General features: G+C 68.6%; 13 protein-coding genes. 5 read left to right on the top strand and 8 right to left on the bottom strand.

Annotation, left to right across the window (positions count from 1 at the left end):
• Positions 1 to 31: 31 nt before the first annotated feature.
• Positions 32 to 712: an SGNH/GDSL hydrolase family protein gene (locus KZI27_RS09115; protein WP_222660751.1), complete on the bottom strand. Its 681-nt coding sequence runs from the start codon at positions 710 to 712 to the stop codon at positions 32 to 34.
• 71 nt (positions 713 to 783) lie between these two features.
• Here KZI27_RS09115 and KZI27_RS09110 point away from each other — a divergent pair, with 71 nt between their 5' ends.
• The gene (locus tag KZI27_RS09110; RefSeq protein ID WP_222660749.1) at positions 784 to 1,899 is read left to right on the top strand and encodes a glycosyltransferase; all 1,116 of its coding nucleotides are present in this window, start codon (positions 784 to 786) and stop codon (positions 1,897 to 1,899) included.
• A gap of 44 nt (positions 1,900 to 1,943) precedes the next feature.
• Positions 1,944 to 2,789 (top strand): DUF6270 domain-containing protein, encoded by an 846-nt coding sequence (locus tag KZI27_RS09105; RefSeq protein ID WP_222660747.1) that lies wholly within the window; start codon positions 1,944 to 1,946, stop codon positions 2,787 to 2,789.
• Positions 2,790 to 2,810: 21 nt separating this feature from the next.
• On the opposite strand, the gene KZI27_RS09100 is transcribed toward KZI27_RS09105, so the two are convergent.
• On the bottom strand, positions 2,811 to 4,514 hold the full coding sequence (locus KZI27_RS09100; protein ID WP_222660745.1) for a glycosyltransferase family 2 protein: 1,704 nt from the start codon (positions 4,512 to 4,514) through the stop codon (positions 2,811 to 2,813).
• Positions 4,511 to 6,076, bottom strand: a complete 1,566-nt coding sequence (locus KZI27_RS09095) for a glycosyltransferase family 2 protein (protein WP_222660743.1) — start codon at positions 6,074 to 6,076, stop codon at positions 4,511 to 4,513. Before KZI27_RS09095 ends, KZI27_RS09100 begins: the two co-directional genes overlap by 4 nt.
• On the opposite strand from KZI27_RS09095, the gene KZI27_RS09090 reads away from it, so the two are divergent.
• Positions 6,020 to 8,926 (top strand): CDP-glycerol glycerophosphotransferase family protein, encoded by a 2,907-nt coding sequence (locus tag KZI27_RS09090; RefSeq protein WP_222660741.1) that lies wholly within the window; start codon positions 6,020 to 6,022, stop codon positions 8,924 to 8,926. The genes KZI27_RS09095 and KZI27_RS09090 overlap by 57 nt on opposite strands.
• Here the strand turns inward: KZI27_RS09090 and KZI27_RS09085 are convergent.
• From KZI27_RS09085 to KZI27_RS09075, 3 genes are read right to left on the bottom strand one after another with little or no spacing between them, the layout of a single operon-like run.
• Positions 8,860 to 9,558 carry an acyltransferase gene (locus KZI27_RS09085; RefSeq protein ID WP_261784194.1) on the bottom strand — a complete coding sequence of 233 codons (699 nt, stop codon included), beginning with the start codon at positions 9,556 to 9,558 and terminating at the stop codon, positions 8,860 to 8,862. The genes KZI27_RS09090 and KZI27_RS09085 overlap by 67 nt on opposite strands.
• 26 nt (positions 9,559 to 9,584) lie before the next feature.
• On the bottom strand, positions 9,585 to 10,265 hold the full coding sequence (locus KZI27_RS09080; protein WP_110892815.1) for an ABC transporter ATP-binding protein: 681 nt from the start codon (positions 10,263 to 10,265) through the stop codon (positions 9,585 to 9,587).
• Positions 10,266 to 10,309: 44 nt separating this feature from the next.
• Positions 10,310 to 11,131: an ABC transporter permease gene (locus tag KZI27_RS09075; RefSeq protein ID WP_123312940.1), complete on the bottom strand. Its 822-nt coding sequence runs from the start codon at positions 11,129 to 11,131 to the stop codon at positions 10,310 to 10,312.
• 168 nt (positions 11,132 to 11,299) lie between these two features.
• On the opposite strand from KZI27_RS09075, the gene KZI27_RS09070 reads away from it, so the two are divergent.
• Positions 11,300 to 12,670, top strand: coding sequence for a glycosyltransferase family 4 protein (locus tag KZI27_RS09070; protein WP_222660736.1), 1,371 nt, complete (start codon positions 11,300 to 11,302; stop codon positions 12,668 to 12,670).
• Positions 12,667 to 14,121: a glycosyltransferase family 2 protein gene (locus KZI27_RS09065; protein ID WP_222660734.1), complete on the top strand. Its 1,455-nt coding sequence runs from the start codon at positions 12,667 to 12,669 to the stop codon at positions 14,119 to 14,121. Before KZI27_RS09070 ends, KZI27_RS09065 begins: the two co-directional genes overlap by 4 nt.
• A gap of 53 nt (positions 14,122 to 14,174) precedes the next feature.
• On the opposite strand, the gene KZI27_RS09060 is transcribed toward KZI27_RS09065, so the two are convergent.
• Together KZI27_RS09060 and KZI27_RS09055 are read right to left on the bottom strand one after the other, a co-directional pair.
• Positions 14,175 to 14,987 carry a hypothetical protein gene (locus KZI27_RS09060; RefSeq protein ID WP_222660732.1) on the bottom strand — a complete coding sequence of 271 codons (813 nt, stop codon included), beginning with the start codon at positions 14,985 to 14,987 and terminating at the stop codon, positions 14,175 to 14,177.
• Positions 14,984 to 15,334, bottom strand: a complete 351-nt coding sequence (locus tag KZI27_RS09055) for a DUF2200 domain-containing protein (protein ID WP_222660730.1) — start codon at positions 15,332 to 15,334, stop codon at positions 14,984 to 14,986. The genes KZI27_RS09060 and KZI27_RS09055 overlap by 4 nt, the downstream gene beginning before the upstream one ends.
• Positions 15,335 to 15,341 lie beyond the last annotated feature (7 nt).

The following is a 15,341-nucleotide window of genomic DNA, read 5'->3' as shown; positions in this document are numbered from 1 at the left end:
GCACCCCGGCGCCGTGCTCCGGCACGTGCGCTCACTCCGAGGCGAGCGTGAGCACTTGGTCGTCGTGGACGCGCAGGATGAGTTCGCGCATCGCGTCACCGAGTCGACGGTACTGGGCGGGCCCGGCCGGATGCGTGCCGTCCGCGCTGACCCCGTCGACCCAGGTGGACCCGTCGCGCGCGAATCCCCACGGGTCACCCCAGTGCCACCCCTCGGCCACCGCCAGCTCGCGCAGCGCTCGGTTGTACGCTGCAGCGGCATCGGGCTGCCAGTCGTACGGCGGGAGCGCCGCGATGAGGACGGAGTGCGGGCGGACGGTACGCACGATGTCGCGGTAGGCACTTGCTTCGTCGGCGAGGGTTCGGTGCAGGCGAACCGCGTTCGTCCCGGCGAGGATCACCAGGACATCGACGTCCGGAACGGGTCGTACATGTCGCGCCATCTGCTCCGGGGTCGCTCCGGAGCGGGCCCAGCCGACGACGAACTCGACGTCGTCGCCCACAGCGGACGTGATCCACGTCCCGTCGTCGAGACCGTTGCCGAGGTACCGGGTTGCTCCGGCGCTGAGCGAATCACCGACGACCGCGAGCCGGACCGGAGAGGACACCGCCGTTCCGACCGCCTGCGGCTGAGAGCCGTCGAGGGTCCGTGCCGACACCGCGAGGGCCGCGATCACGATCACCACGACGAAGAGGGCTCGAACCACACGCACACCACCATCCTCCACGATCCTCCGCTGACGACGTGTCCGAGGCCGGCCCTCGGCCCTCGTAGGATCGCTCTGTGGCAGCAACAGAGCGTGCGCGCCCTCGGGACGCCGAGCGTCCTCCGCGACTCGCGGTCTTCCCCGTCTACCGCGACAACCCCTACCTGAACCTCATGCTCCTGGCACCACGCGCTTCGGGGTGGGACGTGGTCGAGTCGGCGAGGCTCGAGCGCTTCGAGCGGGACCTCGAACACCTCGGCGCCGGCGACGTGGTGCACGTCCACTGGACGGCGCCGATCGTGCAACGAGCCGACGGGGCTGACGAGGCGAGCGAGCGACTCGGTCGATTCCGAGCAGCCGTCGACACGGCACGAGGGCGCGGAGCGAAGGTCATCTGGACCGTCCACAACACACTCCCACACGACGTGCGCCATGAAGACCTCGAGATCACACTCAACAGGTACCTCTCCGCGACGGCCGACGTGGTCCACGTCATGAACTCGGACACGAGCAACGTGGTGGCTCCCCACTACGACCTCTCGGGGCGAGTCGTCTCGCACATCCCGCACCCGAGCTACCGGGGTGTCTACGACGGCAGCGGAACGCGAGCGGAAGCACGAGCCCGGTTCGGTCTCGGTGCAGAAGACCTCGCGGTCCTCTTCTTCGGTCAGATCCGGCCGTACAAGGGCGTCGACCTGCTGATCGAGGCGCTGGAACGGGCTGAGCAGCCGGACCGCTTCGTCCTGCTGCTCGCCGGCAAGACGAGTCAGGAGGACGAGGCGACCATCGACCGACTGTTGCCCCGCGGCCTGCGGACGGTTCGACACCACGGTTACGTCGACGATGCGGACGTGAAGCAGTGGTTCGACGCAGCGGACGTCTCGGTGCTGCCCTACCGGCGGATCCTGAACTCCGGCAGTCTCCACCTCGCCGGCACCTTCGACGTGCCCACCGTGCTCCCCGACGAACAACACCTGCGGCGCGACTTCGGCGACGAGCCCTGGGTTCGCTGGTTCGAGCCGGGCAACGCCGCTGCGCTCGCGCACGTGCTGTCGGAGCCGTTGCCCGCACGAGGAACAGCGCGGGACTTCAGCGCCAGGCTCGCCCCGTTCACCGTTTCGCGACGCTACGACGCCCTCCTCCGAGCGGTCGTGCTCTCGCCGCATCCGGTCCGGCCCGATCCTGAGGCATAATCGATCCTCGTCGCGCACCATTGCCCGACTGGACGGAGAACAAGGTGTCACGGATCAAGGTCGGGATCATCGGCTCGTGCGTCACGCGAGAGGCCTTCATCACCCGGAACAACCCGCAGTACAAGGACATCTACGATCTCGGCCCGCTCGCCTGGCAGACAGGTCTCGTGAGCTTCCTGTCGAATCCGGTCGCCGCTGACGTCGCCGCGTCCATCGAGCCCGGGACGAAGGTCAACGAACACGGCGCGCGGACCATGGCACGCGACATCGCGAAGACCGACCGCGCGGACCTCGAGGCGTTCGCTCCCGATTACCTGCTCTTCGACCTCTACTCCGACGTGCGCTACGGGCTCGCGCGCATCGGGGACGCGACCATCACGAACAACCCGAACAGCTTCCGCAAGACCGACTACTTCGCCGCAGGCAACGGCTTCACCACCCTCCACATGGCGAACGCGAGCGCGGAGTACGTGCCGCTCGTCGAAGCCGCCGTCGACGAACTGGTCGAGTGGCAGCGACGAGCGCTGCCACAGACGACCCTCGTGCTGAACTGCTTCCGGTACAGCTCCTACTACCGGACGAGTACCGGCGACCTCAACTTCGTGAAGTACCGCGGGGACCAGAAGCGAGACGACCTCTACCGCCGTCTCCTCCGGGAGAACGACCGCTACGACTCCCTGTACCGCTCGATCACCGCCCGACACGACCTCAGGACGATCGACAACCGGGACCGCTCGTACCATTCAGACGGAGACCACCCCTACGGCATCTCACCGTGGCACTTCGGTCGGCCCTTCTTCCAGGACTTCATGGCCGACCTCGACCGGATGGTCCTCGACGACACGGTGATCGGCACGCGAGCAGCAGCCCTGGCAGGCGCGGGGACCTGACCCGTACCCAGGGATCCTGCGTCAGCGTCCGAGGGCGGCTCGCGCTGCTCGGAGCAGTCGTCGCGCGACCGACGGGCTCGGCGCACGACGGTCGATGAGGAAGCGCCACCCGTCAGCTCGATCGGCCAGGGGCTGGAGCTGCACGTCGGCCGGGACGGGCGGCAGCGGCATCCGCGCGGTCACGACCGGCAACTCGAGGTGGCGACCGCGGAACGCGATCCGGAACGTCGTCCGGTGCCTGCCCACGCGCACGTCGTCGTCCTCGACGCCGAGCCACCAGCGATCTCCCTCGTGGTCGAGCCCGAGCCGGGTCTCGACTCCCCCGGCACCGGTGACCGTCAGCTCCAGGGACGCCCCCTCGGGAACCTCCGTTCCCAACGGTCCCGAGAGGGTCAGTCTTCCGACCCCGGGGCGGGCTTGGTCCACCACGAGGGGTGCCAGGTGGCGCGCTCCCGACACGAGTCCGACGCCGACCGGGTCGAGCGCACGCACGGCCCCTGCCACGGCCCGGAGGACCTCGGAACGGCCCGCGACATCGGCGATCACCGCCGAGAGGTCCGTCACAGCGGCCTCGAGGACCGACACGTCGGTGTGTTCGGCGCGGTTTGCCAGGAGGACCAACGGCCCGTCGTTCACCAGGTTCTCGCGATCGAGCGCGAACTCCGCTTGCCGGCCGAGTGCGTCGACTGAGCGGACCACCGCCGCCCAGGCACGGACGAGCGGCAGCGGAACACCGTGGTGACCCTGGCCCTCGTGCATCGCCGACGCAAACCGCACAGCGACGTCCGCCGCACCGTTCGCGACCAGGAACCAGAGGGTTCGACGTTCCGCGCGGAGCCCTTCCCGATCGACCCCTGGGATGACGCCCAACAACCGCTGCACCGCGCTGGTGACGAGGTCCAGCTCCTGCTCCGTCGGCTGCCCGCGGAAGAACCGGTCGAGGTGGACGTACCCGTCGGCGCCGAGGACGACTTCGGCATGGGCACGACGGACGTCGGGCGCGGCATCCTCGAGCAACGATGCCACCTCCGTCTCCTGTCCGAAGTAGCTGATCACGCCGTCGACGCTCGACGCTCGTGCGGTCATGGAGGACGTGCCCGGGCGTTCCCGGTAGAGGTAGACGACCTCCGGGACGACGGCGATCCGGTCGGCCCCGACGTACGCACGGACCATGGGGACGATGTCGTTCGAGCGGGCCACGTCCGGGAACCGGATCCCCTCCGTACGCAGGAAGTCGGTCCGGAACACACGGTTCCAACACGCTCGGTTTGCCAAGAGCTCCGGCATGGTCTCGAGATCGGTGGTGGAAGCAGTGTGGACGTCGTACCACGACGCCATCGGTTCCCACGTTGCCCCCGAGCTGAACTTGAGGTGCCGGCCCAGCGCGATCGCCGCGTTGCTCGATTCAGCTGCCTCGACGAGGCATCGGTACGCGCCGTCGGGCACGAGATCGTCCCCATCGGCGAACACCAGGTACTCGCCCTGCGCGAGGTCGAGCCCCTGGTTGCGAGCGGCGCCGCCGCCCGCTGATCCGGACCGGTGGAGTCGCACCCGCTCGTCACGCAATGCGACTCGCTCCACCAGCGCGAAGGTGTCGTCGCTCGACCGGTCGTCGATGACGATGACCTCGAGATCGACGTCCTGACGCAGGACGCAGTCGAGTTGCTCCTCGATCCACGGAGCAACGTCGTGCACCGGCATGACGACGGAGAGCTGGACCGTCAACGAAGTCGCCCACTCCGCGCTCGGATGGCGTTCCTGACCCGGGTGATCCCCGACGGGGCCGCTGCGACCTCGACCCGGTGCCGGCGACCACCGCTCAACTCGAACTCGACGGACCACAGGTCACCGGGGCGGGCGGACGACGCGACGACCGTGTCGGAGGACAGCAATCCCTGGTGGACGACCGTGGTCACCCCGTCGCGATCGCGGAGGATGCGCCCCGGTGCGGAGCCCTCGAGGCCCTCGAAGCTGATCCTGAGTGCACCGAGGCGGCGATCGGCGACGGGGTGGACACGCCGGTTCCGACGCAGGAACGCGACATCCTCCACTGCTCCGTCGCGCAGAGCCGAGAGGACCCGCTGTTCGTTGTCGTCCAACCCGTCACCCACGAACGCCTCCCAGAACTCCACGACGGTCTCAGGGCGGATCGGGAGCACCTCACGCCGCTGCGCCGCGTCCACGACCGGCCGGAACATGCGCTCACGCCAGAGGTCGGTAGCCAAGTCGCGACCGGGTGCGATCGCGCGGCCGACTTCAGGGGCAAGGCGGCGCCATCGCTCGACGGCGTCGTCTGCGGGTTGGTCGAACGCCCTGATGAAAGCAGCGACGAGGTGGGTCTCGCGCTGCCGGAGCAGCGCGTACGCGGTCCCGGGGAACGCGCTGAGCTGCTCGAAGTCGTTCGGCTCTGCCCACGATCCGATCCAGGCCACGAAGTCAGCGAGCACCTGTGCATCCGATGGGCTGAGCGCATCGATCGCCCGGACCCGTGTCCAGGCTTCTCGGCGGATCAACCGCCTGCCCAGTGCAGCACGGGCTTCGCGTGCACCGTGCGCTTCGTACGTCTCGACGGCTGCTCTGGTCTGCACGACCCAGTCGCTCAGGTCGTCACCACGACCGATGCCCGCCGTCACCGAACCGTCGTGTCGACGATGGCGGTACACGACCTCCGGAAGGACATCAACCGTTGCCCGGACCACGAGCCGCGCCCACCACGAGACGTCTTCGCACGTGGTGTGCGTGGCGAACTCGACGCCGGTCTCGCACAGCCACGTCCGGTTGAAGACCTTGTTCCACGGTGTGTGGTCGAACGCGAGCGGTGGGGTGTCCGACAGACGCAGACCGCGTCCTCCGGTGGTCCAGAGCGGATCGTCGACCGTCCAGTAGGTCACCTCCCGGCCGTCTGCGGTGAACTGCTCGGCCCGTCCGCTCACGACGTCGGGGGCGGACTGAGCGAAGACGCCGAGCAATCGACGGTAGGCGTCCGCGGGCACGACGTCATCGGCGTCCGCGAACGCAACGTACTCGCCAGTCGCGGTGCGGAGCCCGACGTTGCGCGCGTTCCCCGCGCCGAGCCGCTCGTTGTTCTCCACCACGACCACCCGAGGATCTCGTGCGGCGACGTCGTGAACTGCAGCTCGAGCGTCGGGGTCGAGCCCGTCCAGTACCAGGATGATCTCGAGCCGGGTGTGGCTCTGGGACCGCAGTGCCTCGAGCGCGAGGTCGAACCGGTGGTCGACGGTTCCCACCGGCACGACGACCGACAGCACGGGCAGGGGTCCGGTCACAGGGCTGTTCTCCAGGAGTTCATCACGTTCGAGTTGCCGAGCCCGCGACGAGCAGCCCTCGACTTCCGCCCTAAACTATCGCAGCACGTGCCGCACGAAGACAGGAAGCCGATCCACCCAATGGACTCAGGGACCCGGACAACACCACTCATCTCCGTCGTCGTCGCCGCGTACGACGTCGAACGGTACCTGCCCACACTCCTCCGTTCGTTCGAGCGGCAGACGGTCGACAGGGATCTCCTGCAGTTCGTGTTCGTGGACGACGGTTCGACGGACTCGACCGGCTCCCGACTGGACGAGTGGAGTCGGTCCTCCGGCGCCGACGTGACCGTGGTCCACCAGAGCAACACCTGGATCGCCGGCGCGAGGAACGTCGGACTGGCGCAGGCCACCGGACAGTGGGTCACGTTCGTCGACGCAGACGACGAGCTGGACGAGCGCTACTTCGAGGAGGTCGCGAAGTTCATCGATCTGCACGCCTCCGACGAGGTCGCCCTCCTCGCTGCGCACCTGCTCCTGCTGGACGACGAGGGCACGGTCACGGACGGCCACCCGTCGCGCAAGCGATTCGAGAAGGGCTCGCGCATCGTCGACATGCGATTGGACCCGATCGTGCAGACCGGAGTGAACGCGGCGTTCATGCGACGCGACCTCATCGAGGCCTCCGGGCTCGAGTTCGACGAACGGGTCCGCCCGACGTTCGAAGACGCGCACTTCGTCGCCCGCTACCTGTTGCGGAACCACCTGCACAAGATCGGTCTGATGGCCTCCGCGAAGTACCGGTACCGCCAGCGCGGTGACGGGACCTCGACGATGCAGACGAGCCACGATGACCGACGGAAGTACACCGACGTGCTCCGACACGGCCACCTCGGCCTCCTCGAGGAGGCTTCGGAGATCGGGGCCGTCGATCGCTGGGTCGCCAACACGGTCCTCTACGACCTCGTCGGGTACTTCCGGCGCGAACGTGCGATCCGCTCCCCCTCCGCGCTCGCTCCGGTCGACGCCTTCGACGAGTTCCACGAACTGGCGGCAGCGGTCCTCGACCGGGTCGGGTCCGAGGCGGTGCGCTCCTTCGATCTGCTCCCGGTCGAGTTCGCGGTCCGGCGGGCGATGCTCGTGGGTTACCAGGCCGATGCCGACCGCCCGAGCACCGTCAACCTCGCTCGAGTGGACGAGGCCCATCAGCTCGTCCAGCTGCAGTACTGGTTCACCAGGGACATCCCAACCGAACGGATCACGGTCGACGGCCACGAGGTCACCCCGGAGTTCGAGACGGTGCAGGACTTCGTCTTCTACGGGCGCCCGTTGGTCCGACGACGTGTCCTGTGGATCCCGCGCGGCTTCGTCACCGAGATGCACGTCGATGATCAACAGGTCGTCTTCGCTCGAGGTGAGGTGCCGAACCACTACGCGACACTGACCCGACGTCAGCTCGAGCCGCAGATCCTCGCGCAGCGCCGGAGGGTGGTCGATCCGAACGAGGTGGAACTGACGAACAAGCAGCACGTCTGGCGGGCGGTGCGTGAGCGTGCGATCAGCACGAGGAACTCCTTGCGCAAGACCGCCATCCGGAACGCCGTCGCGCCGGCACTCGCCCGCTCGCGGCGCGCCCGTGTCAGGTTCGAGGGCGCATGGGTCTTCATCGACCGGGACACGGATGCGAACGACAACGCGGAGCACGCGTACCGGTACGTGCTCCGGCACCGCCCGGACATCAACGCGTTCTTCGTGCTGAACCGTGACTCGAAGGACTGGGACCGGCTGCAGCGCGAGGGGTTCCGGATGGTCGCGTTCCGGTCGCTCGAGTGGGTGCAGCTCATGCTGCACGCCGAACACGTCGCTTCGTCGCACATCGCGGACTTCGTCACGAAGCCCCTGCCGGTGTCGAAGTTCGGCCATCCTCGATTCCATTTCACGTTCCTCCAGCACGGCGTGATCAACTACGACCTCTCGCGGTGGCTCAACTCGAAGCGACCGGACTTGTTCGTGGTCTCGACCCCGCAGGAGCGGGAGGCGATCGCGGGCCACGGCCAGTGGATCTTCTCTGAGCACGAGGTCGTCCTCACCGGATTGCCGCGCTTCGATGCCCTGCTCGAGAAGAGCCAGTCGAAGCAGGAGGCGGAACGAGACCTCATCCTCGTGATGCCCACCTGGCGCCACTACCTCGTGGGCGCGCAAGTCGCCGGTTCCGGTGCGTGGGAGCGTGACGATCGGTTCATGGAGAGCCGGTTCGCGAAGGAGTACACGGCGCTGATGTCATCGCCGGAGCTCCGCGCGCTCGCGAAGCGGACCGGAAAGCGTCTCGCACTCATGCCGCACCCTCTCCTGCGTCCGTACCTGACGGACTTCCACCTGCCTGACGACGTCGAGATCCTCGACTTCGCCGTGGACGGCGTGCAGGACGTCCTCGCGCGGAGCGCTGCGTTCGTGACCGACTTCTCGTCGCTGGCGTTCGACGCAGCGTTCATCGACGTCCCCGTCGTGTACTTCCACTTCGACCTCCGAGAGTTCTTCGGCGGCTCGCACAGCGGTCGTCGCGGCTACTTCGATTACGACGAGGCCGGGTTCGGCGAGGTCACCGGGTCCGTTGCGGAAGTCGAACGTGCGATCGAGCGGATCGCCGAGGCAGCTTTCCGACCGTCGGCCACGTTCCGGGAGCGGGCACGACGGACGTTCGTCACGCGCGACGGTCGCAACTCGGAGCGCGTGATCCAGATGATGGAGTGGCTGACGGGGGGACCGCGAGCGGACGAGCCCGAGGCGGAACCGATCGCCGACGCTCAGTCGTCGGAGTCCGTCAGCTCCCAGAAGGGCGAACGCTCGACGGTGGAGGCGTCCGGCTTGTAGAAGGGCTCCTTCAGCGACAGGTGAGGCCGCTCCCAGGCGACGTCCCGCCGGACGACCTTGGCCGGCGTCCCGACGGCGATGCAGTTGTTCGGGACCCGGCTGGTCACGATCGACCCCGTGCCCACGACCGAGCCACGTCCGATCGTGGTGCCGCCGAGGACCGTCACCCCGAGCGCGAGCCAGACGTGGTCACCGATCTCGATCGACTTCGAGACGTTGACCCGCTTGCCCGTGCGCACGTCGAAGATCGGGTGCGCGTCGTCCGCCCGGATCTGCACGTGCGAGGCGATCATGACGTCGTCGCCGATGCGCACGGTCGTCCCCTCGGTCGCCGAGATGACGCAGTTCGCGGTTGTCGAGGAGTTGGCCCCGACGAGTACGGACGAGTCCTGGCCGATCCGGATGTTCGCGACGAACGCCGGCGCGCCGTGGTTCTCCGCGATCTCGAACACGCCGTTGTCGCAGTCCATGCTCACCACGATCCGCCCGAGGCGAGCACGTTCGTGGACCCGGATCACGTTGTTCGAGCCGCGGAACGTGATCTTGACGTTGCCCCGCTTGGGGCCGCTGTACTCGATCCGGTTGCCCCGCTCGTCCGAGTACGCCGACAGCTCCTCAACATCCGTTTGCACGGATCAACCTTAGGGGCAGCGTGGGGTCAGACGGTGGCCTCGTAGGCCGACACGACCTTCTTGGTCGGACCGATCATCTTGAGCTCGCCCTCGTTGAGCCAGGCGACCTGATCGCACATGTCCTTGACGGTTCCCATCGAGTGGGAGACGAGGATGACCGTGCGGCCCTCGTCCTTCATCTCCTTGAACTTCGTCTGGCACCGCTTGCGGAACGTCGCGTCACCCACTGCCAGCACCTCGTCCACGACGAGGATGTCCGGGGTGACGGCGACGGCCACGGAGAACCCGAGTCGGACGTACATTCCGGACGAGTAGTTCTTCACCGGCTGGTCGATGAAGTTGCCGACACCGGAGAACGACACGATGTCGTCGAACTTCCGCGCCACCTCCTTGCGGCTCATCCCGAGGATGGAGCCGTTCAGGAAGACGTTCTCCCGACCGGAGAGCTCGGGGTGGAACCCGGAGCCGACCTCGAGCAACGACGCCTGCTTGCCGCGGGCGGTGATCGAGCCCTCTTCCGGCCAGAGGATCTTCGCCAGGCACTTCAGCAGCGTGGACTTGCCGGACCCGTTCTTGCCGATGAGTCCGAATGTCGATCCGTGCGGCACTTCGAACGAGACGTCCTTGAGCGCCCAGAAGTCCTCGTGCACGGACTTCTTCCCACGCATGACCATGCTCTTCAGCGAGTCGTTCCGCTCGTGGTACATGCGGAACCGCTTTGAGATGTGTTCGACGGAGACGGCAGCATCGGTCACAGGAGTTCAGCCAGCTTCTTCTCGTTGCGGGAGAACACGAAGTAGCCGAGTGCGAGCGACACGCATCCTGCGAGGGCGCACGCGACCAGGTCGGTCCAGTTCGGGAGACGGTTGTCGTACATGAGGTTCCGGAAGACCTCGGAGAACCGCTCGATCGGGTTGAGCTTGTAGACGTGGATGATCCACGGGTGTCCGGCCTTGTTCGCAGCGTCCTCGACGAGCGACAGCGGGTAGATGATCGGCGACAGGTACATCCACATCTGCAGGCCGATGCCGACGAGGTGCTGCATGTCGCGGAAGTGCACGTTGATGATCGACAGGATCAACCCGAGGCCGGCGGCGAACATGGCGAGGAACACCATCGTCAGCGCGATCACCGGCAGGTAGATCCAGAAGTTCGACCCAGCGATGGCGAGTGCGATCAGCAGCACGCCCATCTCGACCAGCCAGGTGAACCCGAACGATCCGACCGCTGCGAGGGGCAGCGTCATCCGCGGGAAGTACACCTTCTTGATCAGCGACCCGTTGGCCACGATCGAGGTCATCCCCGAGTTGATGACGTTGCGCGCGAAGATCCACGGCAGCAGGCCGCACATGAGCCAGAGCGGGTAGATGTTCAGTCCGCTGGGGTCACCGACCTCGAGACGCGCCCGGAAGATGAACGAGTACACGATCGTGTAGATCAGCATCGTCGCGAGTGGGTTGATCAGGGACCACAGCTGTCCGAAGACCGTGCGGCGGTACTTGCCCTTGACCTCGCGCGCAGTGAGGTTCGCCAGCAACTCGCGCGACGACATGAGCTCGTTCAGGTACGTCATGCTTCGGGTGCAGGCTCCTCCGGGGCGCAGCGGAGCGCTCCTCACAGGGAATCGGGGACGAGGCATTCTCGCACACCGGTTGCACAACGCATGTTCGACGCGGTGACCTCGGCGCGTGGCGAGTGGCCGGAGGGCGAATCCTTGGAGAATCGTGAGTAGGGTTGGTGGGTGATCGTCAGCTTCGCCAACCACTCGACGGCGCCCGTCAACCTCGGCGGCGCGGAGCGGTCCCTCCTCCGGTTCGTCGAGGACTGGCTGGCGATCGACCCGACGATGACCCCGACCTTCGTCACGAAGGCCCCGAAGGGCAAGTTCATCGAGGCGCTCGACGACCGCGGCTGGTCCTACGACGCCCTGCGGTTCCGCGGGTGGGCGCTGCCGAGCCCGCAGCCGGCTCCGGCCGCGGAACGCGCGGCGTTCGCCACCGTCGACTACGCCGCGGTGAACGCGATCATCCGCCTGTACGAGCGGCAGCGCCCGGACCTCGTGGTCACGAACACCCTCGTCGCACCGTGGGCGTCCTTCGCCGCCGCGGTCCTCGGGATCCCGCAGGCGTGGTTCGTCCGCGAGTACGGCGACCTCGACCACGGGCTGCAGTTCCAGACCGGGCGCGCGGGTGTCCTCGGGGACATCGGCCTGCTGTCCGGTGCCGTCGTGACCAACTCCGAGGCGATGCGCGAGCACCTGGCGCAGTACATCCCCGCCGACAAGCTCTCCGTCGCGTACCCGACGGTCGACACCGAGCGACTCCTGGCCTCGAAGGACGAGACGCCGGCGGTGGCGCCGTTCCCGCAGGCCGAGCCCGGCCTCCGGATCACGGTCCTCGGCCGTGTCGAGGAGTCGAAGGGCCAGCACCGTGTCGTGGACGCCCTGGGTGCGCTGCACGAGCGCGGGGTCGCCGCGAGCGTCTGCTTCGTCGGCAGTTGGAAGCACCCCGGCGAGGACCAGCGCCTGACCGAGCGCGCCCGCGCGCTCGGTGTCGCCGACCGTGTCGTGTTCGCGGGCGAGCAGCACACGCCCGCCCCGTTCATCGAGGCTGCGGACGTCTGCATCACCCCGTCGACGATCGAGGCCTTCGGTCGCACGACGGCCGAGTACATGACCCTGGGCAAGGCGGTCGTCGCGACCCGCCAGGGCGGGAGCGCCGAGCTCGTCGACGACGGCGTCACCGGCGTGCTCGTGGACGCCGACGACGTCACGGCGCTCACGGACGCGCTCGCGACGTACGCGGCGGAGCCGGAGACGGCCAGGAGGCACGGCGCGGCTGCTCCGGACCGGCTCGCGTCGGTCACCGGCGCGGGTCACGACAACGCGGCGGCGATCGCACGTCTGGTCGCGCTGGTCGGCACCGAGGGCTACCGACTCCCCCAGGCTGCGCGGTACTGGTTCGAGCTCCCCGGTGCGTACGCCTCGCTCGGCGCCACGAGTGCGCGCGCCGCGCTCGGCCTGCTCGCGAACCGTGTTCGCGCCCGCTCCGGGACAGTCGGCCGACTCCTCGCCCGACCGGGGGTGGTCGCACGGAAGCTGGTGCGCCGATGAGCCGCGACCGGCGTCCGGTGACGATCGTCGTCCCGATCTACGACGACCTCCCCGGCCTCGAGCGCTGCATCCAGACACTGCTGGAGACCGTCGACTTCTCGGTCGACCGGGTCCTGCTGGCCAACGACGTCGGACCCCACGTCGACGCCATCGAGGCCCGCGTCCTCGAGCTCGTCGGTGAGCACCCCGGCTTCGAGTACACCCGCAACCCGCGCAACCTCGGGTTCGTCGGCAACTGCAACCGCGCCGTGCTCGAACTCGACCGGACCGGCAACGACGTCCTGCTGCTCAACAGCGACACGGTCCCGATGCCCGGCTTCCTCGACGAGATGACCGCCGTGCTGGCGTCCGACGACGCGATCGGGGTGGTGTGCGCGCGGAGCGACAACGCGACCATCGCGTCGTTCCCCTACGCCCGGCGCAACCCCCGGGCGACGCTGCCCCCGCGCCGCACGCGCGAGCTCCACGGCCGGACGAAGTACCTGCTCCCCCGGCACACGGTCTCGCCCGTGGCGATGGGCTTCTGCTTCCTCATCAGGCGCGAGGTGATCGACCGGTTCGGCCTGTTCGACGAGGTGTTCTCCCCCGGCTACGGCGAGGAGAACGACTTCTGCCTGCGCATCAACGAGCACGGCTACACGTCGGTGCTGGCGAACCGCGCGCTCGTCCTGCACACCGGCTCGACGAGCTTCAGCGGCGACCGCGGCCCCTCGCTCCGCCTGGAGCACGAGCGCATCCTGCTCGAGCGGTACCCGTTCTACGCCGGCGCCGTCGCCCTGTTCCTCGCCCGCTACCGCGACGCCGTCGACGTGTTCGCCGACGCGTTCCTGCCCGACGACGACGTCGTACGCGTGGCCCTGCACCTGCCGACGGAGATCACCCCGGAGGTCGTGGCACGTGTCCGTGACACCCTCGCGTGCGCGGCGGACGACGTGGTCGTCACGGTCATCGTCTCGAAGGCCCAGATCCGGCCGGCACGGCAGGCGTTCCCCGGAGCCCTCATCGCCGTCGGCGGACGTCCTCGCCAGATCTTCGACGTGGCCGTCGCGCTCGGGGCGTTGACGACCTTCGCGCAGCTGTCCGCGCTCAACGCCAACGCGCCGCGCTGGATCCTCGTCGACCCGGTCTCCCACGACATCCGCTGGTCGCACGCGGTCGCGAACCACCGTGCGTCGGCGATCGACCGCATCCTCCGTCGCTTCGAGAACCAGAGCACGTCCTGGCGCGGTGGCGACGGGCTCGTCGAGTTGATCCGGATGGCGGCCGACACCGAGATCGACCCCGCGTCGCTCCGAGCGCGCTGGCACGCCGTCTCGGACATCGCCGAGGCGACGGGCCTGCTCGTCCACCGGGCGACCGTGTCACTCCGCCGGCTCACGGCCCTGAGCTTCGGGGCCCGGAACCCACGCATCGTCGCGCGGATCCGCGCGATCTCCGGGCGCGGCGCCTGAGACGACGCCCCTGCTGACGGGAGGCCCGTGGCGGCCCCGCCACGGGCCTCCCGTCAGACGACGACCGCGTCGATGACCGGACGGTGGCGTCCGACGCTCGTCGCGTCCCACGCACCCAACAGGTGCAGCGTCGCGATGCGGAACACGAGCGCCCGGACCAGCAGCTGACGCCATTCCGGCTCGTCGGCGCCGAGTGCGTCGAGCCGATCGACCGGGACCCCGTGCCAGCACACCGCGTCGACGGCCGCGATCGCGGTGCCGAACGCCGCCGGACGCCAGTACGGCGGCCAGTCGATGATCGTCGGTGCGTGCCCGTCGGCGAACAGCACGTTGCCGAGCAAGTCGCCGTGGACCAGCTGCGGCGGCGAGTGGACCGGACGGAACGACGCCGCGAGCCGGTCGAGGGTGGGGGCCGTCGGCAGCGGTTCCTCGCCCCACGCCATCCGGTCGGCACGGGCCCACGGGTCCGTGGCGGCTCCGGTGGTGGACGCCGTGCCGATGAACGCTGGTCGGTCGACGCCGGCGACCGCGCGGTGGAAGGCACGGGCTGCCTGGATCACGTCCTCGACGCGGGACTCGTCGGCTCGACCGGCGACGAACTCCCAGGCCTCCCAGTCCCCCGACCGCCAGCTCCCGTCATCGGTGGCCACCGGGCTGGGTGTGCGGAATCCGGCCGAGTGCTCGAGCTCGGCCAGGAGGTCGGCACGCCAGTCGGTCACCGCCGGGCCGTCGTGCGGACGGAGCACGACGCCGCCCGCGCGCCAGGTCAGTCCGCGCCCGCCCGTGAGCCGTACCGGCGTGGACGCTCCCACACCGAACGCGTGCAGCGCCACGGCGTCGGGAGCGCCCAGCTCGGTGCCGTTCACGCGCTCCGCAGCACCTTCGTCTTCGGGCGGCCTCTCGCGACCTCGTCGACGAGCTTGTCGAGGTACCGGATCTGCCGCATGAGCGGGTCGTCGAGTTCCTCGATGCGCACACCGCAGATCACGCCGGTGATCAGCGGCGCGTTCGGGTGCACGTGCGCGGCGGCGAAGAAGTCCTCGAACGTGGTCTCGTCGGCAAGGTGTCGCGCGAGCGCCGCCTCGTCGAAGCCGGTCAGCCACCGGATGACGGTGTCGAGCTCGGCCTTCGTGTGGCCCTTCCGCTCCACCTTCGCGAGGTAGTGCGGGTAGACCTCCGCGAAGGGCGTCCCGAAGATCCGGTGCCCGGCCACGGTCACA

Origin of the sequence: Curtobacterium sp. TC1 (assembly GCF_019844075.1) — a bacterium.
Classification (GTDB): Bacteria; Actinomycetota; Actinomycetes; order Actinomycetales; family Microbacteriaceae; genus Curtobacterium.
The sequence above is the reverse complement of the archived record's forward strand: the minus strand, read 5'-3'. Positions and strand labels throughout refer to the sequence as shown.

Excerpts from the sequence above, each read along its gene's own strand:
- KZI27_RS09080 (WP_110892815.1), bottom strand. The coding sequence starts at position 10,265 with ATGTACCACGAGCGGAACGACTCGCTGAAGAGCATGGTCATGCGTGGG.
- KZI27_RS09065 (WP_222660734.1), top strand. The coding sequence starts at position 12,667 with ATGAGCCGCGACCGGCGTCCGGTGACGATCGTCGTCCCGATCTACGAC.
- KZI27_RS09075 (WP_123312940.1), bottom strand. The coding sequence starts at position 11,131 with ATGACGTACCTGAACGAGCTCATGTCGTCGCGCGAGTTGCTGGCGAAC.